This is a genomic window from Formosa haliotis (assembly GCF_001685485.1).
Lineage (GTDB): Bacteria > Bacteroidota > Bacteroidia > Flavobacteriales > Flavobacteriaceae > Formosa > Formosa haliotis.
In genome coordinates this window covers 2,325,517-2,348,811 of sequence record NZ_BDEL01000001.1, presented here as the reverse complement: position 1 = coordinate 2,348,811, position 23,295 = coordinate 2,325,517, and the positions used below count along the sequence as shown (strand labels likewise).

Here is a 23,295-nt window from a genome sequence, read left to right as displayed (position 1 = left end):
CGAAAGCCGGAATTAGCTTCAAATTTTAAAGATCGAATCCTAGATTTACACCTAATTTTTGTGCGATAAGTTTATTAATTCTTGTTTTAACTTCTGGAATTTTAACCGAATCTAAAACATTATTACTAAACGCATACATTAATAAGGCTTTGGCTTCTTTAGCAGGAATACCACGAGAACGTAGGTAAAACATAGCACTTTCGTCTAACTGGCCAATAGTACAACCGTGAGAACATTTTACGTCGTCTGCAAAAATTTCTAACTGTGGTTTACTGTTAATCGTGGCTTTGTCGCTTAACAAAATGTTGTTGTTAGACTGAAACGCATTTGTTTTTTGAGCTTCTTTATCTACCACTACTTTACCGTTAAAAACACCTGTACTACTGTCTGCAAAAATACCTTTGTAATCTTGGTGACTCTCGCAATTTGGTTCGATATGGTGTACCAATGTATTGTGGTCTACATGTTGTTTGTCGCCAATTATGGTAATACCGTTTAAGGTAGAGTCGATACGTTCCCCGTTTTGGTAGAAGTTAAGATTGTTACGTGTTAATTTCCCTCCGAAAGAAAAGGTATGCACAGAGCAATGGCTTTCTTGTTTTTGGTTAACAAACGTATTATCTATTAACGACGCATTTTGGTTGTCGTTCTGAATTTTGTAATAATCTACAATAGCACGTTTGTTGGCAAAAATTTCGGTTACCGAATTGGTAAGTACCGGATTGTCTGTTAAACTTTGGTGACGCTCTATTATTTGCACATGGCTATTCTCGTCTACCACAATTAAATTTCGTGGTTGATGCATCACAGCCTCTTCTGTACCTGTAGAAAAATGTATAATTTGAATTGGTTTTTGAACCAATTTATTTTTAGTAACATGTATGTAAGCCCCTTCGTTGGAAAATGCCGTGTTTAAAGATGTTAAACCATCTTTTTCTGCTACTTTATTGAAATAATTCTCAATAACTAGTCGGTATTTTGGCTTCGTTAAGGCTGTAGACATCAAGCACACATCGATACCTTCATGTGTGGTTTGCGATAAGTGCGATGAATATTTACCGTCTATAAATATGATTTTATACGAATCGATTTCGTGTATTAAAAAACGTTTTACATCGCCGTATTCTATGGCATACTCTTGTTGAGGGAATAAACTATAATCGTGTTTTAATACACTGTTTAATGACGTGTATTTCCATGCTTCGCTCTTTTTGAAGGGAATCCGTTAGCTTCAAATATTTTGATGGCTTCGTTTCGTATTTGATGTACAGGTGTATCGACATCGACTTTATTTTCGAATGCCATAAACGAAGACATTAATTTTTCTTTTAAATCCATTTGTCTTTTGTTGTTAGTTTTTTGTTATTAGTTTTTAGTTTGCATCTACAAACTTGAAACCTTAAACTACAAACTAATTTTACGCATTAACTTCTTCTTTAATCCAGTCGTAACCTTTTTCTTCAAGTTGGTGCGCTAATTCTTTTCCTCCAGATTTAACTATGCGTCCGTTGTACAATACGTGTACAAAATCTGGAACGATATAATCTAATAAACGTTGGTAGTGTGTAATTACAACAACAGCGTTGTCTTTGCTTTTTAATTTGTTTACACCATTTGCTACTATACGTAAAGCATCAATATCTAAACCAGAATCGGTTTCATCTAGAATGGCTAATTTTGGATCTAACATCGCCATTTGGAAAATTTCGTTACGTTTTTTCTCTCCACCAGAAAAACCTTGGTTAAGCGAACGCGATAAAAATTTTCTATCAATTTCTAACAGCTCTGCTTTTTCGCGAATTAACTTCAACATTTCGTTAGCTGGCATATCTGGTAAACCTTTAGCTTTACGAGTTTCGTTAATCGCAGTTTTCATAAAATTGGTTACAGAAACACCTGGAATTTCTACAGGGTATTGAAACGATAAAAAGATACCTTTATGTGCGCGTTCTTCTGCAGATAATTCTTCAATGTTTTCTCCGTCAAAGAAAATCTCACCATCAGTTACTTCATATTCTTCTTTTCCAGCGATAACAGCAGATAACGTACTTTTACCAGAACCGTTTGGTCCCATAATAGCATGAACTTCTCCAGGGTTAACTTCTATGTTAATGCCCTTTAAAATCCCTTTATCTTCTACGCTTGCGTGTAAATTATTAATCTTTAACATTACTCTTTATCTTAATTATTGGTGTCTTTTATTTTTATAGTGTGCTCGTCTTGGTTTTTCGAAGCACTAACATTTATAATGTCTGTTATTTCTACTTGAAACGGCCAGCCTTCTTGTCCTTCTGGTTTCGGCTTTATAAGACCTTTTACTTCTACAAAAACCATATCGGTGTCTTCTTTTTTAAATGCTTTAGCTTGGGTATCTAAGTCGTGCATTTTTTTGTTTATAATAACACCATAAATCTGATCTGTTGTTTGTAAAACGGCAGCATCTGCATAATACACAAATTCTCCTTTTAAAACTTTAGAATCTTCATTGTGTTCTGTTGAAGTAGTTTCTGAAGTTGATTTAGTATCGTTTTTACAGCTTATAAATACCGAAAGGCAAAGTAAAACTATAAGTGCTTTTTTCATATTAATACGAATTTTAAATCTGTTTTTCTTGAATTTTTATCCTACTGAACCTTCTAAACTAATTTCTAAAAGTTTTTGAGCTTCTACAGCAAATTCCATTGGTAATTTGTTTAAAACGTCCTTACTAAATCCGTTTACAATTAAAGCAATCGCTTTTTCTGTATCGATACCTCGTTGGTTACAGTAAAAAATTTGGTCTTCACCAATTTTACTTGTTGTAGCCTCGTGTTCTATTTGTGCGGTTTTGTTTTTAGCTTCAATATATGGGAAGGTATGTGCACCACATTCGTTACCCATTAATAAACTATCGCACTGCGAGAAGTTACGCGCGTTTTCTGCTCTTGGACTAATTTGTACTAAACCTCTGTATGAGTTTTGAGATTTACCTGCCGAGATTCCTTTACTAATAATGGTAGATTTAGTGTTTTTCCCTAAGTGAATCATTTTTGTTCCGGTATCGGCTTGCTGATAATTATTGGTTACTGCTATCGAGTAAAATTCTCCAATAGAGTTATCTCCTTTTAATATACAACTAGGGTATTTCCAGGTTACTGCAGAACCGGTTTCAACTTGGGTCCAAGATATTTTAGCATTTTTTTCGCAAAGTCCACGTTTGGTTACAAAGTTGTAAACCCCTCCTTTACCTTCAGCATTTCCTGGAAACCAGTTTTGCACGGTAGAGTATTTTATTTCGGCATCGTCTAAAGCAATTAGTTCTACAACAGCAGCGTGTAATTGATTTTCGTCACGGCTTGGTGCTGTACACCCTTCTAGGTAGCTAACATAACTACCTTCGTCTGCAATAACTAAAGTACGCTCGAACTGTCCGGTACCAGCTTGGTTAATTCTAAAATAGGTAGATAATTCCATTGGGCAACGTACGCCTTTTGGAATGTAACAAAACGAACCATCGCTAAAAACAGCACTGTTTAAAGCGGCATAAAAGTTATCTTTTTGCGGCACTATAGTCCCTAAATATTTCTTTACTAGTTCTGGGTGTTCTTTTATTGCCTCACTAATTGAGCAAAAAATAATACCTTTTTCTCCTAGTGTTTTTTTGAAGGTTGTTGCTACAGAAACCGAGTCTACTACAACATCCATAGCTACACCAGCTAATTTTTTCTGTTCGTCTAAAGAGATTCCAAGTTTAGCAAATGTGGCTAATAATTCTGGGTCTACTTCGTCTAAACTATCATATTTAGGTTTGCTATTTGGTGCCGAATAATAGGAGATGGCCTGAAAATCTGGCTTGGTATAATGTACATTGGCCCATTCTGGTTCAATCATTTCTTCCCAAGCACGAAAAGCTTCAAGTCGCCATTCGGTCATCCATTGTGGTTCTTCTTTCTTTAGTGAAATAGCGCGTACAATATCTTCATTTAAACCTACAGGAAAGGTGTCAGATTCAATATCTGTGTAAAAACCATATTCGTATTCTTTGGTTTTTAATTCTTCCCTTAAGTCATCCTCTGTATACTTACTCATGTGTTTTAATGTTATATAAAGTACTAATTATAAACTTGTGTTTAAATAAAAATGAAACACCTAACTATACTTTATTTACTTTAAATTTTAATTTTTTTGTCGTTTTCTTAAATTCTAAAAACAATTGAAAGACGTTGTTATAATGAAAAACTTTCCCCACATCCGCAAGTTCTGTTTGCGTTAGGATTGTTAAACACAAAGCCTGTACCATTTAAACCTCCAGAATATTCTAGTGTGGTTCCAATTAAATACAAGAAACTTTTTTTGTCGACAATTATTTTTATGTCGTTAGCCTCGAAGACCTTGTCGTCTTCTTGTTGTTCTTTGTCAAATTTTAAATCGTATGACAAACCAGAACAACCACCACTTTTAACACCAACACGAACATAATCGGTGGCTGCATTATATCCATCCTCGGTCATTAATTCAATGACTTTCTTTTTGGCTGTTTCAGATACTTTTATCATAAATTAAATAGATTAATTCTAAAGAGTGAGCAAATATACAATTTAAGTAGGGTTTAACCATAGAACCTTACATTATATTAGTTAATGGTGAGATTGATTTTAACTATTGTATTTTTATGACTAAAAAGTTTACGAATTCTTCAGCCAAAGACCTGAAACACGAGTACTTTTAAGTCTTTTTTTATGGTTTATGCAAACATGATGTAAATATAAGTAATTGTGAGACTTAACCTTGTTATTGGTTCGTTAATACTATACAATTTAAGGTTAAAGTAAAATTGGTATCTGCCGGTTCTTACGCTTAAAATTTTAATTGCAACATTCTTGAAATAGCCGAAATTTGTACTTTTTCGTCGATATTAATATTGTTTTGGCATAATTATAAATAAGCTTCTTATTTTTGCAGTATGATAGAAGATAAAAACCAACAACGTACAGATTTAAGTCAGTTAGGGGAGTTCGGCCTTATCGATCACCTAACGAAACATTTCGAAATTAAACAAGACTCAACAGTTAAAGGTGTTGGCGATGATGCTGCTGTTCTAGATTTTAAAGATAAACAAGTGGTAGTTACCACAGATTTATTGGTAGAAGGCGTACATTTTGATTTGAGCTATGTACCGTTGAAACATTTAGGTTATAAAGCAGTTATTGTGAATTTGTCTGATGTGTTTGCTATGAATGCGCAAGCCACGCAAATTACGGTATCTATAGCCATGTCTAACCGTTTTCCTTTAGAAGCGATTGAAGAATTATATGCAGGTATAGAAACGGCCGCAAAGTTATACGGTGTAGATCTTATTGGTGGAGATACGACTTCTTCTACAACAGGTTTACTAATTTCGGTTACGGCATTAGGAACTGTTTCTAAAGAGGATGTGGTGTATAGAAATGGAGCAAAACCTAACGATTTGTTAGTGGTAACCGGAGATATTGGAGGTGCGTATATGGGACTTCAGGTGCTGGAAAGAGAGAAAGAAGTTTTTAAGGTAAATCCTAATAACCAGCCGGATCTCGAGCCTTATACGTATATAATTGAGCGTCAATTAAAACCTGAGGCACGCCAAGATATTGTTAAGTTACTTAAAGATCTTGATGTAAAACCAACCGCTATGATTGATATTAGCGATGGATTATCTTCTGAAATTATACATATCTGTAAGCAAAGTAAAGTGGGGTGCGATTTATACGAAAACAAAATTCCGTTAGACCCGCAATTTATCAGTACTTGCGAGGAGTTTGATATTGATGGTACTACAGTTGCATTAAGTGGAGGAGAAGATTACGAATTGTTATTTACTATTTCTCAAGAGGACTTTCCTAAAATTAAAGCAAACCCAAATTTAACTGTTATTGGATTTATGACTGAAGAAAGTGCAGGAATGCATCTTGTAACACGAGCTGAAACCAAAATTCCATTAAAAGCACAAGGTTGGAACGCATTGAGTAAAGACCAATAAAACATTGAAATAACAGATTGACGTTGCTGTGTAGCCGTGCTTTTTGGTTTGTAAAGCATCTGAATTTAAGTAAACCGGAGCTATAAAAGCTTTGTTTTTTTGGAGCTACGCTCGTTAATCATATACAAAAATAAAATCCTCAGAGTTTTAAAGCTCTGAGGATTTTTCAGTATTTGAAATTAGGTGTAAATGCTTATTTAGAAATAATAACCTTGCTTACAGCTCTGCTGTTACCTCTTGAAATTTCTACAAAATATAAACCTTGAGATAATGAAGATACGTTAATTTCTTCTTTATTTAAAGATGAATTAAGAGTTCTGGTTAAAATAGTTTTACCAGAAACATCATAGACTCTTAAGTTATTGTAATCGTTCGATTTTTTATTTAAGTATAAAACGCCATTAGTAACAGGGTTTGGATATAATTTTAAGTCGTTTGCAGTAAAATCATTTGAAGATAAAGTTTTCGATCCGAAAAATTCAATCTCTCCAACAGCAGTCCAAGCGCTTTCTCTTTTCGTTCTATCCTCATTAAATCTTCCGTATCCAATAATTTTAACGTAACGTGCTTCTGCATCAATTTCGTACTCGTTAAACTCTGTCGTTCCTGTAGCAGTATATAATAAATCACCTGCAGTTGGTAAAATCATAGAAAAATCGGCGTCATCGGTACCGGTAGCGGAAACTAGAATTTGGAATCCGAAAGCGTCACTTTTATTGGTAGTGTTAAATTGTAAGAAATCTAAAGTATAAGAGTCTCCTAAATCGTAAATTACATATTCTCCATCACCCTTAATATCACCAGCTACAACAGAACCATCATCGGCAGTCCAAACAGAATTTGGGTCTTTATCTAAAGAGTTTGTTGCCACTTCATCTTTAGACGAGTTTTCTTTTGAAACGTAAAATACAGATACTGGGTCGTCTGATTCACCCGTGTTAATTAAATTGGTACGCGGTCCGCCATCCTGATTTACAGTTAAGGTTTTTACAATGTCGTCTCCACCTGGAACCTGAGTAAAGGTTACCGTACCAGTTCTGGTAGATAAATCTGTATTCTCTGTTACGCTTACAAGAACAGTTGCGTTTCCATCTGCTCCATCTGTATCAATAGTAATCCAATCGTTATTAGAAACTGCAGTCCATCCTACATTTGCTGTTACATCAACACTTTCAGCTCCTGCTTCAAAAGTAAAAGTTGGTACACTTCCAACAACTATAGATTCTGGAATTTGAATGGTACAATCTCCATTGGTAATGTTTGCTCCCGTACTGTCTAAGAAACAAGCTCCAATACCATGACCAACCATATCGTCTGTAGTGGGTTTGTAAATACCCATATCTGCACCTTTTCCGTCTGCTCCAGAAAATGTAAAGATTTCGCCATCTACATCGGCCATAATTCCGTTGTCTTCGGCAAAACCATCGTTTTCTACACCTAATGCTGTTCCTGTATAAACGTTACCCAAATAGTCTAGTTTTGTACCAAGATTTTTATAAGCATCATCAGTATCACCAGATATAACATCGGTAATATTTGGATTATTAGCAGCGAAATAAATTAAATTATCTGTAACTGCTCCAGTAGGATCTGTAGAACCTTTATCTTCGTTATAAAATAACGGCGCATTCGTGTTTACAATAGTATTTCTAGAAAGGTTAATGTTTTCTGTTTTTTGATACCCGTTTGAAACACTTGTTGAAGTACATTCTACCGAATTATTATCGCCACCACCCATAAAGGTGATACCGTTATTCCATTTTGCTTGATCTAAAACGGTAATACAATCTTGTATATAATTGTTTGTAATGGTGTGTTCGCTGTCTGTAATTCTAATTCCTCCTGTACCATCAACGTTTTCTCCTAAAAAGTAATTGCCTTCTACAATAGCATTAGATCCGTGACGTAATACTAAAGACCCTCTACTTCTTCTAAAGGTATTATTAATGTAAGAGTTGTTTTTACTTTTATTGGTAATAATTTCGTTTTCACCATCGCATTGCACAAAATAGTTGTTGTTTACTAAAGCACCACTATTTACGTTTTGGTATTCACTAGTACCAATACGAATGGTTTCGCTATCTCCAGCATTCTGGAAAGACTGATCCTTTTTTCATAATTATAAAAGTAATTATTACTAATCGTATGGCCTACTAAATCGCAGCGTGTATTGTTGGTTTCGTAATCAGGATCGTCACTGTTGTATGGTGGTCCCCAAGCATTATATGCATATTCTGCCAGTACTAAGGCTCCTGCGCTAGTTTTGTTCATAAACGAACAATTTAAAACACTATTATAGGTTCCAAATAATACGACCCATCTATGTTTTTCATATTTTCCTTCTTCAATGTCGTCAGGGTCAATTCCTAAACCATCGATAGCACAATTTTGAATGGTACTGTGGTGAGCCAAGTCGTAACCATTTCTAAACTCAATAAAGTTACTTGCGCCATAGCCGCCTTTCCAGTGAAACCCATCAACGATTAAGTATTCTCCGGTAGCTAATTTTTCTCCTGTTGTTTTATTAGATGAACCTCCAATGGTTAATCTTGGTCCCCCAGTAAAAATAACACCTCCTGGTGTTTCAGCTCTAAATGTAATTGGGTTATCTGCCGTTCCCGACCCTAAAAAATGATACGCTCATCGGTATCGTAAACTCCATTTTTTAAAATTACGACATCTCCGGCTTGGTACTCTACATCCCTAACGTCTTCAGGATCATCAAGGAGATACGTTTTGTTTTGTCCTATGACTGTTACAGTACATAGCATTAAAATTAATAATGTAATTTTTTTCATCATGTTTAGTTTCTAGTTTTAATTATTTAGTTTGATTTTTAATTGGTCAACCTTTTTGGTTAACCAATCTGGATAACCAAATATAGGCTAAAGCATATAGATATACAAATAGAATTTTTTAGTATAACGAGCTTAGAATCTATTTTTTAGGAATAATCTATAGCTTAAACTATTGAATTAATGAAAAAGCCAAAAAAAATTGGAGGGTTTTTATAGATTTGATATTTCGGTTGTTTGCAGAAATTTGTTCTGAAAATGAAGTTATTTTTAAAGCTTATACTTAAATTTCAACCTATTTTCGAACGTTGTTTGTGCTTATAAAGAACGTGGCGATATGTATTTTGAGCTTCTTTTTAGGATTGTAATACTAAATATTGAACTTATGAGAACTATTAAAAGGAACTAAGACTATGGAAATAAAATTTTATAAGATAGATGTTTCCGAAAAGGATATGGTTTTAGACTTATTTATAGAAGCGGCTAAAAGCATTGCAAAAATGAATATAGATCATTGGCAATATTGGATGGATCCGCCAGAAGAGAAGTTGAAATGGGTAGCTTCTGGTTTACGGAATGGAGCGTTTTTTGTTATAAAAACAGGCGATGATAAAACAATCGGGATGGTTCAAATTTTAAATGAAGATGAATTGTATTGGGGTAAACAAACCGAAACCGCATTGTATGTACATTCTTTAGTTGTTAAAGATACGTATAAAGGTCTGGGCTTAGGACAGCAAATTCTTCAAGATATAGAACAGCAAGCTAGACGGAAGGACTGTCGATATTTAAGGCTTGATGCCGATGCTAAAAACCCGAAACTTTGCAGGTATTACGAAACCATAGGCTTTCGTAAAGTAGGGACAAAAGTACTGCCGCTGTCGGTATACAATTTGTATCAGAAAGATGTAAGTTCAGATCATTAAAACCTTTTAAGATGGTTTAAAAATAAGAAGGTTCTGAAAAAGATCGTTCTTTAAGTCTTGCTATTTTCGAGCTATGTATGCGTTCTAAAATAGAATTAATTTCTTTAAACTTAGGCGTAAGTTCTATTAAATTGCCGTTACTATTTGTGGTTAATTCTCGTTTGCAATGCGAACATTTGTATTCCTTTACATGGTAGGTAACTTGCTTGGTTACTTCGTAATTATGACCAAACAAATTACAATAAAGCTTTGGTAAAGCACTGGTTTTTTGAGTAGAATTTTTCATAAGTATTAGGTATTAGGACTTTAAACTTAGAAAAAAAAAATCAAATAATCGATAAAACAGTGTGTTTATTCGATGAAATGCATTAATTCTTGTAGTACTTCGCTCTCGTTTTCAATATAACTCATATGTCCGTCTGGAAGTTCTACCAATTTTACTTCGGTGTTCAGCGTTTGTTGAATAATAGATTTAGGATCTAAAACAGGATCGTTTAACCCGTATATTATCATTTTTTTGTAAGGCGAAAAATGTAGCAATACATCTAAATCCTGTCTAATCTTCATGCCTTCCTGGGCTGCGATATACCCCTGAAGCGGAGTTCTTAAGGCTTCTTGTTTTAGCCACTCAATTTCATCTGCAAATTTCTCTGTGTTTTCAGGTCTGAATAAATTAGCGATAGACATCGTAACCAAGGTTTCGTAATTTTGTTTAACCACTTCAATAGCCCGGTTTCGTAAAGCGATGCGTTCTGGAGAATCTGGTTTAGTAGTCGAATTCATTAAAACCAATCCTTTAATATTATCGGGTAAACGTTCGGCCAAAACTAAGGCAACGTAGCCACCCATAGAATGGCCAACAATATAATAGCGTCTTATTTTTAAATGATTCAAAACGGTCTGAACCGCATCGGCCATCTCGTCCATGGTGTGAATATATCCAATACATGCTGTGTCTCCATGGCCTAATAAGTCGATACAAATAACTCTGTGTTTCTTCGCAAGTTTTGGTGCTAGCCGTTTCCACATGCTGCTATTTTCTAAAAAACCATGTAGTAAAATTATAGCTGTGCCTTTACCTTGATCGCTAAAATAGATAGGAGAATCTTTGTGTTGTAAAATCATGTTTGTTAAAATGAGAAACAAATATAATAATCGTACATTATATATAGTATAAATTATATGTTCCTAAAATTCTGGAATACTATAAATTATCAATTTAACTACTAAACCTCTTCAACTTTGAATTCTTTTAAAGCGTTTCATTTTTGATCGTATGTAATTTAGGTTACATATTATGTACAGAGTTTAGTTGACCTTTGTAGAGAAATAACGAAATCGAAAATGAAACGAATTATAGTAATTGGTGGTTTGTCTGCAGGTCCATCGGCAGCAGCAAAAGCAAGACGAGAAAACGAACATGCAGAAATTATTTTATTTGAAAAAGGAGCAAATATAAGTTACGCCACTTGTGGTATGCCCTATGCTTTTTCTGGAGTTATAGAAAGTAGAGATAATTTGTTGGTGGTAAAGCCTGCATTATTAAAACACCGATTTAATATTGATGTTCGTTTAAATGAAGAGATTATTAAAATAGACACGACGCAAAAAATTGTTTATACCAATTCTGATGCCTACAGATACGATACTTTAGTTTTTGCCACTGGCGCAAGTTCGGTTGTGCCACCTGTAGAAAATATTAAGTTTGCTCATAGCTGGTCTACCTGTAGGTCTATGGTCGATTTTGATAAAATAACTAAAGAGGGACTTACAAGTACGTCTAAACATATTACTGTTGTTGGAGCCGGTTTGATTGGGGTTGAGGTTGCCGAAAACTTGAGCGAAATAGGTAAAAAAGTTACACTAATAGAAGGTAGTTCGCATGTGTTGAATATGTGGGATAAGAAGTTTGCGAAATTTGCAGAAGATGTGTTGGTTTCTAATGGCGTAGATGTGTTGTCTAATACGTTTGTCAATAAGTTTGATATCGATAAAGATGGCAAAATTTTGGCAGTAATAACCAGCGATGGTAAACGTATTCCAACAGATTTCGTGATTTTAAGTGCGGGAATTAAGCCTAACACACAAATGTTAATAGACGAAGGTGCAGAGGCCATTGAAAACGGCGCATTGAGAGTCGATGAATTTATGGAAACCTCAATTAAAGATGTGTATGCTGCGGGCGATAATATCTCTATTAGAAACCTGCAAACCAATCAAGAAGATTATTTTCCGCTGGGGACGCACTCAAATAAAGCAGGACGGGCCGCTGGTTCTAATGCAACCGATGGACAAATAACCTTTAAAGGAGCTTATAAAACGGCCATTGTTAAGGTGTTCGATTATACTTTGGCTAGAACAGGAATGAATGCTACGGCATTAACTAAAAACGGAATAGATTTTCAGTCGGTTTTAATTGTTGCGGGATCGACACCTAGTTATTATCCTGGTCAGAAAGATTTAATTATAGAATTGTATTACGATTCTAAAACTGAAGAAATTTTAGGTGCCGAGTTGTTTGGAGAATATGGTGTAGATAAACGTGTCGATGTATTAAGCACTGCAATTTATGGAAAACTGAAAGTGACAGATTTACAACGTTTAGATTTAGCTTACGCACCGCCATTCTCGCCAGCTAAAGATCCTGTTGTTGTTGCTGGTTTTGTTACCGAAAATATATTACATGGTAAGTCTGAACAGATTTCTGTGGAAGCTTTAGAAGCCTATATGGCCAATACTCCAAAAGAAAATTATGTCTTGTTGGATGTAAGAAATGAAGGTGAGTTTAATAACGGAACTATTCCTGGTGCTGTAAATTATCCGTTAGATACTTTAAGAGAACATATTGATAGCGTATTAGCTCAGGAGAAAAAAATAGTAGTGTTCTGCCAAAAAGGATTACGCGGATATCTAGCAGAACTTATTTTAAGACACAACGGTGTTACCGATATTGTAAATGTTGGTGGCGGATTTAAAATATGGAGTATGTATAGCGATCAGATAGAATATCCGAGAGCATAATGTTATAGATTGGTTATAACTGGCATTATTTTAAAACAAGGCTGTCCAAAAAAGTAATAAACACGTCGTTCTGAATGTATTTCAGAATCTCATCAAGGTGATTCCGGTTGACGAAAATTTTACTTAATTAGATAGCCTCGTTTTTAATGGGCTATTGAGATGCCGAAATTATTTAACTATGTAGTCTTTTAATAGCCGAAAAAGCTTTGTTTACATATAATTCTTCAACCAAAACAGTAAATTCGTTGGTGGTAGAAACAACTTCGTAAAGGGTGATACCTTCCCAAGCCAAACGTTTAAAAATCTGATAATACAATCCTGCAATTTTGGTGTTATCGGCAGGTAAATTAATACTAATAGCCGATAGGTTATTCTGTAAGCCCAATTTGTGTTCTTTAGCAAATAAAGTTTCAATATGGTCTTGTTCAGAGCTAGAAATCACAATATTACTCTCGTGAATTCCTCTCGTAAATGCATAAAAAATATTCAATTTATCACCTATTTTATTAATCACTTTGGCATGACTCTCGAATAGGGTTGTAGAGTTTTTAAAAGTGTAATTCGATAAATTCGAACGTACGGTAATATCTCCTAAACTATTTAATACCTTTTTTAAACGCACAGAATTTCCTAAATCTTTAGGAGGAGAATATCGGCGTAACGCCATCATAATTGCACCGGGTTTTACGGGTTTTCTTAACATTTCCGAAATGGGGTCTACCAATTCGTTCGCTAAGGCCGAGTAGTTTACAATGTTTCTAGATATGGCTTCTTCTAAAAATGGTTGTGCTAATAAAATTTCTTCAACACAAGAGGCGATGGTTCTCATTTGTTAACTATTTAACATTTTGTGTAAATTTAGAACAATTTTTTCAATTTTATTTGTATTACCTTGTTTGTGTTTACTTTTGGCACTTTAAAATTAAGAAATTATGCTTGTATTAAAATTTGGAGGAACTTCTGTAGGGTCGGTAAAAAATATGACCAACGTTAAAAATATCGTTTCAGAAGGCGGGAGAAAGGTAGTTGTGTTATCAGCCATGTCTGGCACAACGAATGCATTGGTTGAAATATCGAATACCATTAAAGATGGAAAGGCAGCAGAAGCTTTAAGTCAAGTAGAAGCCTTATACCAAAATTATGTTCAGGTTGTAAACGATTTGTTTTCTAAAGACTCATTTAAAGAGGAATCTTTAGCCTATATAAAAGCGGTTTTTGAAGAGTTAAGAACATTAACTTCTCAAAAACACAGTACATTACTTTATAATAAAATAGTATCTAAAGGAGAATTGCTTTCTACTTTTATGTTTAGTCGTTTTTTACAGCAAGACGGACTAAAAGCAAGCTTAATTTCGGCTTTCGATTTTATGCGTACCGATAGATTAAACGAGCCAGATTCGTTTTATATTAAACAAAATTTAAACCGTGTGTTAGAAGCGCATGCCGATACCGATATTTTTATCACACAAGGCTTTATTTGTTTAGATGCCGATGGAAATGTGTCGAATTTAGAGCGTGGAGGAAGTGATTATACAGCAAGTATCGTTGGTGCTGCTCTTGAAGCTAGCGAAGTTCAGATTTGGACAGATATAGATGGGTTCCATAATAACGATCCTAGATTTGTTCAAGATACCGATGCTATTTCGCATTTATCTTTCGATGAAGCAGCAGAATTAGCTTATTTCGGGGCAAAAATTTTACATCCACAAACCGTGATGCCAGTTCGTGATTTAGAAATCCCGGTACGTATAAAAAATACCATGGAGCCAAAAGCTCACGGAACTTTAATTGACAGTTCTGCTGAAGGTGAAGGAATAAAAGCTGTAGCGGCTATTGATGGTATTACGGCTATAAAAATTAAGTCGGCGCGAATGCTTCAAGCAAGTGGATTTTTAAAGAAAGTTTTCGAAATTTTTGAAAAATACCACACGTCTATCGATATGATTACAACGTCTGAGATTGCGGTGTCTTTAACTATAGATGATGCAACGTATTTAAAAGATATTGTTTCAGAATTAGAAGAGTTTTCTAAAGTAGATGTCGATACGCATAGAACTATTGTGTGTTTAGTGGGTAATAACATTGTGCATCATCCAGATACGCATAAATTATTCCAAATTTTACAGGATATAAATATTAGAATGATTTCTTACGGAGGTAGTAATAATAACATTTCATTACTTATAAATACTAGCGATAAAACTGAAACGCTTCAGAAATTACACCGCTATGTTTTTGAAACCGCTTTGGCTTAATATTTCAATATGAGCATTAGAAAAGCTGTAGAAGGAGATCTGAAATGTGTTGCTGAGTTGTTTGATGCCTACCGCGTTTTTTATGAAAAAGAATCTGATGTAGAAGGTGCAGAACATTTTTTAGCAGAACGGTTTAAAAATAAAGACTCCGAGCTGTTTGTTGCTCAAAATGAATCGGGTAAGCTTATAGGCTTTGTACAGTTGTATCCTTTGTTTTCATCGACACGCATGCAAAAATTATGGCTTTTAAACGATTTGTTTGTACAGCCAGAATATAGAGGTCAAGGTGTTTCGGTGAATTTAATAGAACGGGCAAAGCAATTGGTGAAAGATACCAAGGCTTGCGGCATGTTTTTAGAGACCGGAAAATCAAATGAAATAGGGAATAATTTATATCCAAAAACAGGGTTTATCTTAAACGGTGGCTCTAACTATTACGAGTGGAATAGTTAATAAAAGATTACAAAAGGTATCTAAAAGGCATGTTTACGTCAACCGGAACGTGTTTCAAGTGCTCTCAATGAATTGTTTTCACGATTATGAGATTCTGAAACGGGTTCAGGATGGCGTTTTCAATGTTTTTTTTAGATGCCTTTTTTAAGTAAAATGTCTTGTGTTCCGTCTAAAACGTATAGCCAATACGTAGGTGTAAATTAACAGCGACTACGTTCTTGTCGCCATAATATTCGTAGCCATCACGATTGGTTAGGTAACGGCCGTAACCAACTCCAATTCCTGTTTCGTAGTTAAAATGATTTCCAATATGTCTGCGAATTCCCCATGTTGGAATAATGGTAAAATCTCCTATAAAGTTAATGTCTTCTGCATTCGTTATTGTAAACCAATCGGGATGGTAGCTCGTTTTTATCGAGACAAAATTTCCGCTATTATTGCTTGTACGTCTGCCTTTATCTACGCGTTTATTAAGGTTGTAATACCAACGGGGTTCAAGGGTTAGTACGGGAGTTAATAAAAATCCATAAATATCGTTAAAGTCGCTGCCCCAAAGACCGGCATCTAAGCCAATTTCACTACGCAAGGCAATGCTATTTGTTAAACGGGCTTCGTTATTTACATAAAGTCCAAAAAAACCTGTTTGTACTCCAAAAATAGATTTCTCGACTGTGGTTGTTTGCGCATTCGTGGTTAAAGCTATTGCGAAAAAGAAAATGGCAAGGTATAGGTATTTCATCATGGTTTGTTTGCTTGGTTTTTTTATTGAGTGGTGTAAATATCAATAAAAAAGCAAAACTTTGTAATTAAGTTTTGCTTTTAATATTATTGGGTATTTTGAATGTTATGAGTTCATAAGCTCTTCAATTTCATCGGCTTCTATAGGGATATTTCGCATTAAATTGAATGGTTCTCCAGAGCTTTGAATTACAACGTCGTCTTCTAGGCGAATCCCGAATTTTTCATCTGGGATATAAATGCCTGGTTCTACGGTAAACACCATGTTAGCTTGCATAGGTTCTGTTAAAATACCGTAATCATGCGTGTCTAAGCCCATATTATGCGATGTGCCGTGCATAAAATATTTTTTATAAGCTGGCCAATCTGGATCCTCGTTTTGTACATCGGCTTTGTCTAGTAAACCTAGTCCTAATAATTCCGATGTCATTAATTTACCAACCTCTACATGGTAATCTGCCCAAATAGTGCCAGGAACTAACATTTTTGTAGCTTCATTTTTAACGCGATTTACGGCATTGTAAACTGCTTTTTGTCTGTCTGTAAATGTTCCAGAAACTGGAATTGTACGAGTCATATCCGAAGCATAATTGGCATATTCTGCACCTACGTCAAGTAATATTAAATCGCCAGCTTTACATTCTTGATTATTTTCAATATAATGTAAAACATTGGCGTTGTTACCTGATGCTACAATTGGGGTGTAAGCAAATCCTTTAGAGCGATTGTTTAGGAATTCGTGCATAAATTCCGCTTCAATATTAAATTCCATCACGCCTGGTTTTACAAAATTAAGGATGCGTCGGAAACCTTTTTCTGTAATATTACATGCGTTTTGAATAAGATCTATTTCTATTTGATGTTTTACAGAACGTAAGCGTTGTAAAATGGGATTACTTTTAGCAACTGCATGTGCAGGATATTTTTTCTTAGCCATGCGTTAAAACGGGCTTCGCGAGTTTCGGTTTCTGCATTGGCTCTATAATGTTCGTTGGTGTTTATATAAACGGTGTCGCATTGCGTCATGATCTCTTTAAACACACGCTCAAAATCTTGAAGCCAATACACGGTTTTAATTCCCGAAGTTTTAAAGGCCGCCTCTTTGTCTAGTTTTGCGCCTTCCCAAACAGCTATGTGCTCGTTGGTTTCTGTTAAAAATAGCATTTCACGATGCTTAGGGTTGGGGCAGTCTGGGAATAAAACTAAAATACTGCTTTCTTGATCTACACCACTTAAATAGAATATATTTCGGTCTTGTTGAAATGGTAAAGCACTGTCTGCACCTATAGGGTATACGTCGTTAGAGTTAAAAACAGCCAAACTGTTAGGTTTCATTTGTGCTGTAAAATTAGCTCTATTTTGTATGAATAAATCTGAGTTGATTTGATGATATTTCATTCGAATTGAAGTTTAAATGAGATGTTTTTTCAAAATTACATATATAATAGGTATTGGTTAAAATAGAAACCTTAAAATGCTGTTAAAGGTTTTTTGCACTATTTTTTGTCTACGTATTTATACTAAGAAACATCTAAGTATTTGAATTAGATTTGACGCATTTTAGCCGAAATTTCTATCTAAATTTTCAAAGGGAATGCGTTTCTTTTTGGTTCAACGTTTGAATAAAAAAAATGAAAGCTGAAATAATTTGATATTCAGGTAGTTGTATTGTTCTTTAAAATGGTTCTAAATATAAATTTAAATGACTTAGTTTTTGCCTATAAAACTATTCTAAGTTAAATTTGTTGGGAATAAAACTAATTATAAAAAAATGAGCGGATTTTTAAATTCATCAATAGGAAGAAAAGTCGCTATGGCGCTTTCAGCCTTCTTTCTTATGTTTTTCTTGCTTCAGCATTTTGCCATCAACATTTTATCGGTATTTAGTCCTGAGCTTTTTAACGAAGTGTCCCATTTTATGGGAACAAATCCTTTAATTCAATTTGCTTTACAGCCGGTTTTAATATTTGGAGTTGTATTTCACTTTGTAATGGGGTTTGTATTAGAAATTAGAAACAGAAAAGCAATTGGTGTAAAGTATGTACAAAACAACGGTGCAGCAAATTCTACTTGGATGAGTAGAAATATGATTTGGAGTGGTGTTGCTATTTTAGCATTCATCATCTTACATTTTATCGATTTTTGGTTTCCAGAAATTAACACAAAATTTATTAAAGGCGATTGGTCAGGTACCATGGAAGGTGTAGAAGGTTACCGTTATTACGAAGAATTAGTTCATAAATTTGCAAGTCCTATTCGTGTAGGTGCTTATGTAATAGCCTTTGTGTTTTTAGCATTACACCTATTGCACGGTTTCACATCTGCGTTCCAATCTATGGGAGGAACAGCCGGAAGAAAAAAGACATTACAAGCTATTGGTAAAGCATACTCAATAATAATTCCATTAGGATTTATCTTCATTGCACTTTATCATCATTTTTTTAACCATTAATCTTCAATAAGTATGGCTTTAGATTCAAAAGTACCAGAAGGTCCAATTAAAGATAAATGGACAGATTATAAAAATCATATTAATTTAGTTAACCCTGCAAACAAACGTCATATCGATATTATTGTTGTTGGTACAGGTTTAGCTGGAGGTTCGGCAGCAGCAACGTTAGCCGAATTAGGATATAACGTAAAAGCATTTGCTTATCAAGATTCTCCTAGACGTGCACACTCTATTGCTGCACAAGGAGGAATAAATGCAGCGAAGAACTATCAAGGTGATGGTGATTCAAACTACAGATTATTTTACGATACCGTAAAAGGTGGAGATTACCGTTCACGTGAGGCAAACGTACACCGTTTAGCTGAGGTGTCTGGAAATATTATCGACCAATGTGTGGCTCAAGGTGTTCCTTTTGCACGTGATTATGGTGGGTTATTAGATAACCGTTCGTTTGGTGGTGTATTAGTGTCTAGAACATTTTATGCTAAAGGACAAACAGGACAGCAATTATTATTAGGTGCATATTCTGCAATGAACCGTCAGATTGCTCGTGGAAAGATTGAAATGTTCAATCGTCACGAAATGTTAGACGTTGTAAAAATTGGTGGAAAAGCAAGAGGTATTATTGCTCGTAATTTAATTACTGGAGAAATAGAACGTCATTCTGCACATGCTGTTGTTATTGCAACAGGAGGTTATGGAAATGTATATTTCTTATCTACTAATGCTATGGGTTCTAATGCTACTGCAGCTTGGAAAATTCATAAAAAAGGAGCGTATTTTGCAAATCCTTGTTTTACACAAATTCACCCAACATGTATTCCGCGTTCAGGAGATTATCAGTCTAAATTAACATTAATGTCTGAGTCTTTACGTAATGATGGTCGTATATGGGTTCCTGCAAAAATTGAAGACGCAAAAGCAATTCAGCAAGGAAAATTAAAACCTACAGATATTGCAGAAGCAGATAGAGATTACTACTTAGAAAGACGTTATCCTGCTTTTGGTAACTTAGTGCCTCGTGATGTGGCATCTAGAGCAGCCAAAGAGCGTTGCGATGCTGGATATGGTGTAAATGCAACCGGAGAGGCTGTATATTTAGATTTTGCATCAGCTATAGAACGTTATGGTAAGGAGCAGGCAAAAATTCATAATATTACCAATGCTACTCCAGAGAAAATATACGAGTTAGGTCAGAAAATCGTTGAGGAGAAATACGGAAACTTATTCCAAATGTATGAGAAAATCGTTGATGAGAATCCATACAAAACGCCTATGATGATTTATCCTGCAACACACTATACAATGGGTGGTGTTTGGGTTGATTATAATTTAATGACCACGGTTGAAGGTTTATACTGTATTGGTGAAGCTAACTTCTCTGATCACGGTGCAAACAGACTTGGAGCTTCTGCCTTAATGCAAGGTTTAGCAGACGGATATTTCGTATTACCTTATACCATTGGAGATTATTTATCTCACGATATTAGAACAGGAAAAATCCCAACAAATACTCCAGAATTTGATGAGGTTGAAAAAGAAGTGAAAGATCGTATCGATTTCTTCATCAATAATAAAGGAACAAAATCTGTAGATTATTTCCACAAAAAACTTGGAAAAGTAATGTGGGATAAAGTAGGAATGTCTAGAAACGCACAAGGTTTAACAGAGGCTATGGCCGAAATTAAAGCCATTCGTGAAGAGTTCTGGAAAGAAGTTAAAGTACCAGGAAGTGCGAACGAATTAAACCCTGAGCTTGAAAAAGCTGGACGTGTAGCAGACTTCTTAGAATTAGGAGAGTTATTTGCCAAAGATGCTTTAAATAGAGCAGAATCTTGTGGAGGTCACTTTAGAGAAGAGTCTGTAGAACTAGATGGAGAGCAAAAAGGTGAAGCAAAACGTGATGACGTAAACTTTGCTTATGTTGCAGCATGGGAATATAAAGGAGAACCTGCAGATGCAGTGTTACATAAAGAAGAATTAGAATTTAAAGATATTGAACTAAAACAACGTTCATACAAATAAGATTGACATTATGAATATGAATCTAACACTTAGAATTTGGAGACAGAAAGACTCTAGTGCAAAGGGTAAAATGGTCGATTATAAAGTAACTGATATTTCAGAACATATGTCTTTCCTTGAAATGATGGATGTTTTAAACGAACAATTGGTAAACTCTGGAGAAGAGCCAGTAGCTTTCGATCATGATTGTCGTGAAGGTATTTGTGGTATGTGTTCTTTATATATTAATGGAGAAGCTCATGGTCCAGATAGAGGTATTACAACTTGCCAGTTACACATGCGTATGTTTAAAGATGGCGATACTATTACTATCGAGCCATGGAGAGCAGCTGCTTTCCCGGTAATTAAAGATTTAATTGTAGACAGAATGGCTTTCGAGCGTATTCAACACGCCGGAGGATATATTTCTGTAAATACATCTGGAAATACACAAGATGCAAACTCTTTACCTATTTCTAAACATGCTGCAGATGAAGCTATGGATGCCGCAACCTGTATTGGATGTGGAGCTTGTGTGGCTACTTGTAAAAACTCGTCTGCCATGTTATTCGTAGGTGCTAAAGTATCTCAGTATGCATTATTACCACAAGGACAAGTAGAAGCAGCAGACCGTGTTAGAAATATGGTGGCTCAGATGGATCTTGAAGGTTTTGGAAACTGTACAAATACAGGTGCTTGCGAAATAGAATGCCCTAAAGGAATTTCTTTAGATAATATCGCACGTATGAATAGAGAATTTATAAAAGCAAATGTAAAGGGATAAATTCCTTTTTAGATTGCAATACTATTAAAAATACCAAGCCATGTGCTTGGTATTTTTGTTTAGCTTTAGTCTTTTTTAAAACATTCTTTTTCTTAAAATGAAATCTCTACTCTCTTTTTATACCGAACAATCTCAAAATCATCAAATCAAAGCTGATGCTTTAAACAAGCAAATGCAAGGCTTAAGCTTTTTAAGATTATTTGTGTTTGTAGCTACGGCCTACAGTATTTATATCACATTTAATAATTGGCAATTGGCTATAGGTATTGGAGTGGTTGGTATTGCATTGTTTTTGTTCCTATTGGTAAAATATACCAATATTAAGCATAAGCGAAATTTAGAGAGAGCCATAGTAGCGGTTAACAATACCGAAATAGATATTATTAATAACGGATATTTTAATCGACCGACAGGCGAGGAATATCAAGATCCTAACCATGAGTTTAGTTTAGATATCGATTTATTCGGTAGAGGTTCTTTTTATCAGTGTTTAAATAGAACCTACATTAAGGAAGGCGCCGAGAAATTGGCAGACGCTTTAAAAGCAAACCATATTACCCAGATAGAAGCTAGGCAAGAAGCCATTAAAGAGTTAGCTAATAAATCTATTTGGCGACAAAATTATTCGGCGGTTTCTAGCCTTATAAAAGTGGAAACACCGGCGAGACAAATCAATGCGTGGTTGTCTAGCTATAAGCCAAAATTCCCGATGGTATTAAGGGTTTTACCTTATGTAGCAAGTGTGATTAGTTTAGCATTATTTGCACTAGTATATTTTGAAATTATTTCGGCAAATTACATTGGAGTTTTTCTTCTAATAGGTTTAGTAACTACCGGATTTTATTTAAAATCAATTAATGTCATTGCCTCTCAAACCGAAAAATTAAAAGAAACCTTTAAACAGTACGCAAGTCTGTTAACTCTTATAGAGAATGAATCTTTTACTTCAGAAATGCTATTGGCTAAGCAAAAGCTAATTACTCAGGAAGGCGAAAAAGCATCCCTTATTTTTTCTGACTTATCCCGATTATTAGATCGTTTAGATAATCGAAATAATCTCATTTCAGCCATTTTTGGGAATGGACTTTTTTTACTCGATATAAAGAATGCGTATGCCATAGAACAATGGATTAAAAAATATGCTAACAAAACAACAGAATGGTTTGAAGTGATTTCGTTTTTCGATGCTTATAATTCCTTAGGAAATTACACCTTTAATCATAAAGAGTTTGTGTTTCCTGTTATAAATGATAATGAGGATGTTATTCAAGCGAAACAATTGGGGCATCCATTATTGAAGATTAAAAAACGTATCGATAATAATTTCAATATTAAAAACGAGCAATTTTTTATTATTACCGGAGCCAATATGGCCGGGAAAAGTACGTTTTTAAGAACTGTATCGCTGCATATTGTTATGGCAAATGTTGGACTTCCAGTTTGTGCCAAATCTAGTGTCTATAACCCTATAAAGTTAATAACGAGTATGCGTACTAGCGATTCGTTAACCGACGATAGCTCGTATTTCTTTTCAGAATTAACACGATTAAAATATATAGTCGATGCCATTCAAACCGATAAATATTTTATTGTTTTAGATGAAATATTAAAAGGAACAAATAGTACAGATAAAGCTATAGGATCTAGAAAATTTGTAGAGAAATTAGTGGCTTCTAATGCCACAGGAATTATTGCAACTCACGATTTAAGTTTATGTGAAATTTCAGAAGAACTAGAAGAGGTGAAAAATTACTATTTCGATGCCGAAATTATTAACGACGAACTACATTTCGATTATACGTTTAAAACCGGTATTTGCCAGAATATGAATGCGAGTTTCTTGCTGAAAAAAATGGAGATTATTTAGGGCTA

The 23,295-nt window shown here is 34.7% G+C and carries 20 protein-coding genes and 2 pseudogenes; 9 read left to right on the top strand and 13 right to left on the bottom strand.

Annotated elements, in window-relative coordinates; translation table 11 throughout:
• Positions 1–25: 25 nt before the first annotated feature.
• From sufD to A9D35_RS09655, 5 genes and pseudogenes are all read right to left on the bottom strand, one after another.
• Positions 26–1,338: pseudogene (gene sufD, locus A9D35_RS09675) on the bottom strand (Fe-S cluster assembly protein SufD).
• A gap of 79 nt (positions 1,339–1,417) precedes the next feature.
• Positions 1,418–2,170 carry a Fe-S cluster assembly ATPase SufC gene (gene sufC, locus A9D35_RS09670; protein ID WP_066222225.1) on the bottom strand — a complete coding sequence of 251 codons (753 nt, stop codon included), beginning with the start codon at positions 2,168–2,170 and terminating at the stop codon, positions 1,418–1,420.
• Positions 2,171–2,181: 11 nt separating this feature from the next.
• The gene (locus A9D35_RS09665; protein WP_066222222.1) at positions 2,182–2,583 is read right to left on the bottom strand and encodes a hypothetical protein; all 402 of its coding nucleotides are present in this window, start codon (positions 2,581–2,583) and stop codon (positions 2,182–2,184) included.
• Between the two features lie 36 nt (positions 2,584–2,619).
• Positions 2,620–4,068 carry a Fe-S cluster assembly protein SufB gene (gene sufB / locus A9D35_RS09660; RefSeq protein WP_066222219.1) on the bottom strand — a complete coding sequence of 483 codons (1,449 nt, stop codon included), beginning with the start codon at positions 4,066–4,068 and terminating at the stop codon, positions 2,620–2,622.
• Between the two features lie 137 nt (positions 4,069–4,205).
• Positions 4,206–4,535, bottom strand: a complete 330-nt coding sequence (locus A9D35_RS09655) for a HesB/IscA family protein (RefSeq protein WP_066222216.1) — start codon at positions 4,533–4,535, stop codon at positions 4,206–4,208.
• Between the two features lie 407 nt (positions 4,536–4,942).
• Here A9D35_RS09655 and thiL point away from each other — a divergent pair, with 407 nt between their 5' ends.
• Positions 4,943–5,995 (top strand): thiamine-phosphate kinase, encoded by a 1,053-nt coding sequence (thiL, locus tag A9D35_RS09650; protein WP_066222214.1) that lies wholly within the window; start codon positions 4,943–4,945, stop codon positions 5,993–5,995.
• A 193-nt stretch (positions 5,996–6,188) separates the two neighbouring features.
• Here the strand turns inward: thiL and A9D35_RS09645 are convergent, their stop codons facing one another.
• From A9D35_RS09645 to A9D35_RS19200, 3 genes are read right to left on the bottom strand one after another with little or no spacing between them, the layout of a single operon-like run.
• Complete coding sequence (locus A9D35_RS09645) at positions 6,189–8,060, bottom strand: chondroitinase-B domain-containing protein (protein WP_235817961.1); 1,872 nt, start codon at positions 8,058–8,060, stop codon at positions 6,189–6,191.
• Entirely contained in the window at positions 8,033–8,596 is a 564-nt protein-coding gene (locus A9D35_RS19205; protein ID WP_235817955.1) for a chondroitinase-B domain-containing protein, read from the bottom strand. Before A9D35_RS19205 ends, A9D35_RS09645 begins: the two co-directional genes overlap by 28 nt.
• A gap of 23 nt (positions 8,597–8,619) precedes the next feature.
• Positions 8,620–8,766: a hypothetical protein gene (locus A9D35_RS19200; RefSeq protein ID WP_235817883.1), complete on the bottom strand. Its 147-nt coding sequence runs from the start codon at positions 8,764–8,766 to the stop codon at positions 8,620–8,622.
• A 437-nt stretch (positions 8,767–9,203) separates the two neighbouring features.
• Here A9D35_RS19200 and A9D35_RS09640 point away from each other — a divergent pair, with 437 nt between their 5' ends.
• On the top strand, positions 9,204–9,716 hold the full coding sequence (locus A9D35_RS09640; RefSeq protein WP_066222211.1) for a GNAT family N-acetyltransferase: 513 nt from the start codon (positions 9,204–9,206) through the stop codon (positions 9,714–9,716).
• A 16-nt stretch (positions 9,717–9,732) separates the two neighbouring features.
• Here A9D35_RS09640 and A9D35_RS09635 read toward each other — a convergent pair whose 3' ends face one another.
• Positions 9,733–10,002: a DUF1660 family phage protein gene (locus A9D35_RS09635; protein WP_066222209.1), complete on the bottom strand. Its 270-nt coding sequence runs from the start codon at positions 10,000–10,002 to the stop codon at positions 9,733–9,735.
• Between the two features lie 65 nt (positions 10,003–10,067).
• Positions 10,068–10,841, bottom strand: coding sequence for an alpha/beta fold hydrolase (locus A9D35_RS09630; RefSeq protein WP_066222206.1), 774 nt, complete (start codon positions 10,839–10,841; stop codon positions 10,068–10,070).
• A 219-nt stretch (positions 10,842–11,060) separates the two neighbouring features.
• Between A9D35_RS09630 and A9D35_RS09625 the strand changes: the two genes are divergently transcribed.
• Positions 11,061–12,737: an FAD-dependent oxidoreductase gene (locus tag A9D35_RS09625; RefSeq protein WP_066222203.1), complete on the top strand. Its 1,677-nt coding sequence runs from the start codon at positions 11,061–11,063 to the stop codon at positions 12,735–12,737.
• Between the two features lie 172 nt (positions 12,738–12,909).
• Here the strand turns inward: A9D35_RS09625 and A9D35_RS09620 are convergent, their stop codons facing one another.
• The gene (locus tag A9D35_RS09620; protein ID WP_066222200.1) at positions 12,910–13,566 is read right to left on the bottom strand and encodes a hypothetical protein; all 657 of its coding nucleotides are present in this window, start codon (positions 13,564–13,566) and stop codon (positions 12,910–12,912) included.
• A gap of 103 nt (positions 13,567–13,669) precedes the next feature.
• Here A9D35_RS09620 and A9D35_RS09615 point away from each other — a divergent pair, with 103 nt between their 5' ends.
• Positions 13,670–14,992, top strand: coding sequence for an aspartate kinase (locus A9D35_RS09615; RefSeq protein WP_066222198.1), 1,323 nt, complete (start codon positions 13,670–13,672; stop codon positions 14,990–14,992).
• Between the two features lie 9 nt (positions 14,993–15,001).
• Positions 15,002–15,445: a GNAT family N-acetyltransferase gene (locus A9D35_RS09610; protein WP_066222196.1), complete on the top strand. Its 444-nt coding sequence runs from the start codon at positions 15,002–15,004 to the stop codon at positions 15,443–15,445.
• 169 nt (positions 15,446–15,614) lie between these two features.
• Here the strand turns inward: A9D35_RS09610 and A9D35_RS09605 are convergent, their stop codons facing one another.
• Complete coding sequence (locus tag A9D35_RS09605; RefSeq protein ID WP_235817882.1) at positions 15,615–16,187, bottom strand: hypothetical protein; 573 nt, start codon at positions 16,185–16,187, stop codon at positions 15,615–15,617.
• Between the two features lie 102 nt (positions 16,188–16,289).
• Positions 16,290–17,581 (bottom strand): annotated as a pseudogene (locus A9D35_RS09600) (aminopeptidase P family protein).
• A gap of 373 nt (positions 17,582–17,954) precedes the next feature.
• Between A9D35_RS09600 and A9D35_RS09595 the strand changes: the two are divergent.
• The 4 genes from A9D35_RS09595 to A9D35_RS09580 all read left to right on the top strand — a co-directional run bounded on the left by A9D35_RS09595 (position 17,955) and on the right by A9D35_RS09580 (position 23,290).
• Positions 17,955–18,635 (top strand): succinate dehydrogenase cytochrome b subunit, encoded by a 681-nt coding sequence (locus A9D35_RS09595; protein ID WP_066222189.1) that lies wholly within the window; start codon positions 17,955–17,957, stop codon positions 18,633–18,635.
• A gap of 12 nt (positions 18,636–18,647) precedes the next feature.
• Entirely contained in the window at positions 18,648–20,660 is a 2,013-nt protein-coding gene (locus A9D35_RS09590; protein WP_066222186.1) for a fumarate reductase/succinate dehydrogenase flavoprotein subunit, read from the top strand.
• Between the two features lie 16 nt (positions 20,661–20,676).
• Complete coding sequence (locus A9D35_RS09585) at positions 20,677–21,423, top strand: succinate dehydrogenase/fumarate reductase iron-sulfur subunit (RefSeq protein WP_066222184.1); 747 nt, start codon at positions 20,677–20,679, stop codon at positions 21,421–21,423.
• A 97-nt stretch (positions 21,424–21,520) separates the two neighbouring features.
• Entirely contained in the window at positions 21,521–23,290 is a 1,770-nt protein-coding gene (locus A9D35_RS09580) for a MutS-related protein (RefSeq protein ID WP_066222177.1), read from the top strand.
• Positions 23,291–23,295: the final 5 nt, after the last annotated feature.

Coding starts and splice junctions, on each gene's coding strand:
- sufC (WP_066222225.1), bottom strand. CDS start 2,170: ATGTTAAAGATTAATAATTTACACGCAAGCGTAGAAGATAAAGGGATT.
- A9D35_RS09665 (WP_066222222.1), bottom strand. CDS start 2,583: ATGAAAAAAGCACTTATAGTTTTACTTTGCCTTTCGGTATTTATAAGC.
- sufB (WP_066222219.1), bottom strand. CDS start 4,068: ATGAGTAAGTATACAGAGGATGACTTAAGGGAAGAATTAAAAACCAAA.
- A9D35_RS09655 (WP_066222216.1), bottom strand. CDS start 4,535: ATGATAAAAGTATCTGAAACAGCCAAAAAGAAAGTCATTGAATTAATG.
- thiL (WP_066222214.1), top strand. CDS start 4,943: ATGATAGAAGATAAAAACCAACAACGTACAGATTTAAGTCAGTTAGGG.
- A9D35_RS19200 (WP_235817883.1), bottom strand. CDS start 8,766: ATGCTATGTACTGTAACAGTCATAGGACAAAACAAAACGTATCTCCTT.
- A9D35_RS09640 (WP_066222211.1), top strand. CDS start 9,204: ATGGAAATAAAATTTTATAAGATAGATGTTTCCGAAAAGGATATGGTT.
- A9D35_RS09635 (WP_066222209.1), bottom strand. CDS start 10,002: ATGAAAAATTCTACTCAAAAAACCAGTGCTTTACCAAAGCTTTATTGT.
- A9D35_RS09630 (WP_066222206.1), bottom strand. CDS start 10,841: ATGATTTTACAACACAAAGATTCTCCTATCTATTTTAGCGATCAAGGT.
- A9D35_RS09625 (WP_066222203.1), top strand. CDS start 11,061: ATGAAACGAATTATAGTAATTGGTGGTTTGTCTGCAGGTCCATCGGCA.
- A9D35_RS09620 (WP_066222200.1), bottom strand. CDS start 13,566: ATGAGAACCATCGCCTCTTGTGTTGAAGAAATTTTATTAGCACAACCA.
- A9D35_RS09615 (WP_066222198.1), top strand. CDS start 13,670: ATGCTTGTATTAAAATTTGGAGGAACTTCTGTAGGGTCGGTAAAAAAT.
- A9D35_RS09610 (WP_066222196.1), top strand. CDS start 15,002: ATGAGCATTAGAAAAGCTGTAGAAGGAGATCTGAAATGTGTTGCTGAG.
- A9D35_RS09605 (WP_235817882.1), bottom strand. CDS start 16,187: ATGATGAAATACCTATACCTTGCCATTTTCTTTTTCGCAATAGCTTTA.
- A9D35_RS09595 (WP_066222189.1), top strand. CDS start 17,955: ATGAGCGGATTTTTAAATTCATCAATAGGAAGAAAAGTCGCTATGGCG.
- A9D35_RS09590 (WP_066222186.1), top strand. CDS start 18,648: ATGGCTTTAGATTCAAAAGTACCAGAAGGTCCAATTAAAGATAAATGG.
- A9D35_RS09585 (WP_066222184.1), top strand. CDS start 20,677: ATGAATCTAACACTTAGAATTTGGAGACAGAAAGACTCTAGTGCAAAG.
- A9D35_RS09580 (WP_066222177.1), top strand. CDS start 21,521: ATGAAATCTCTACTCTCTTTTTATACCGAACAATCTCAAAATCATCAA.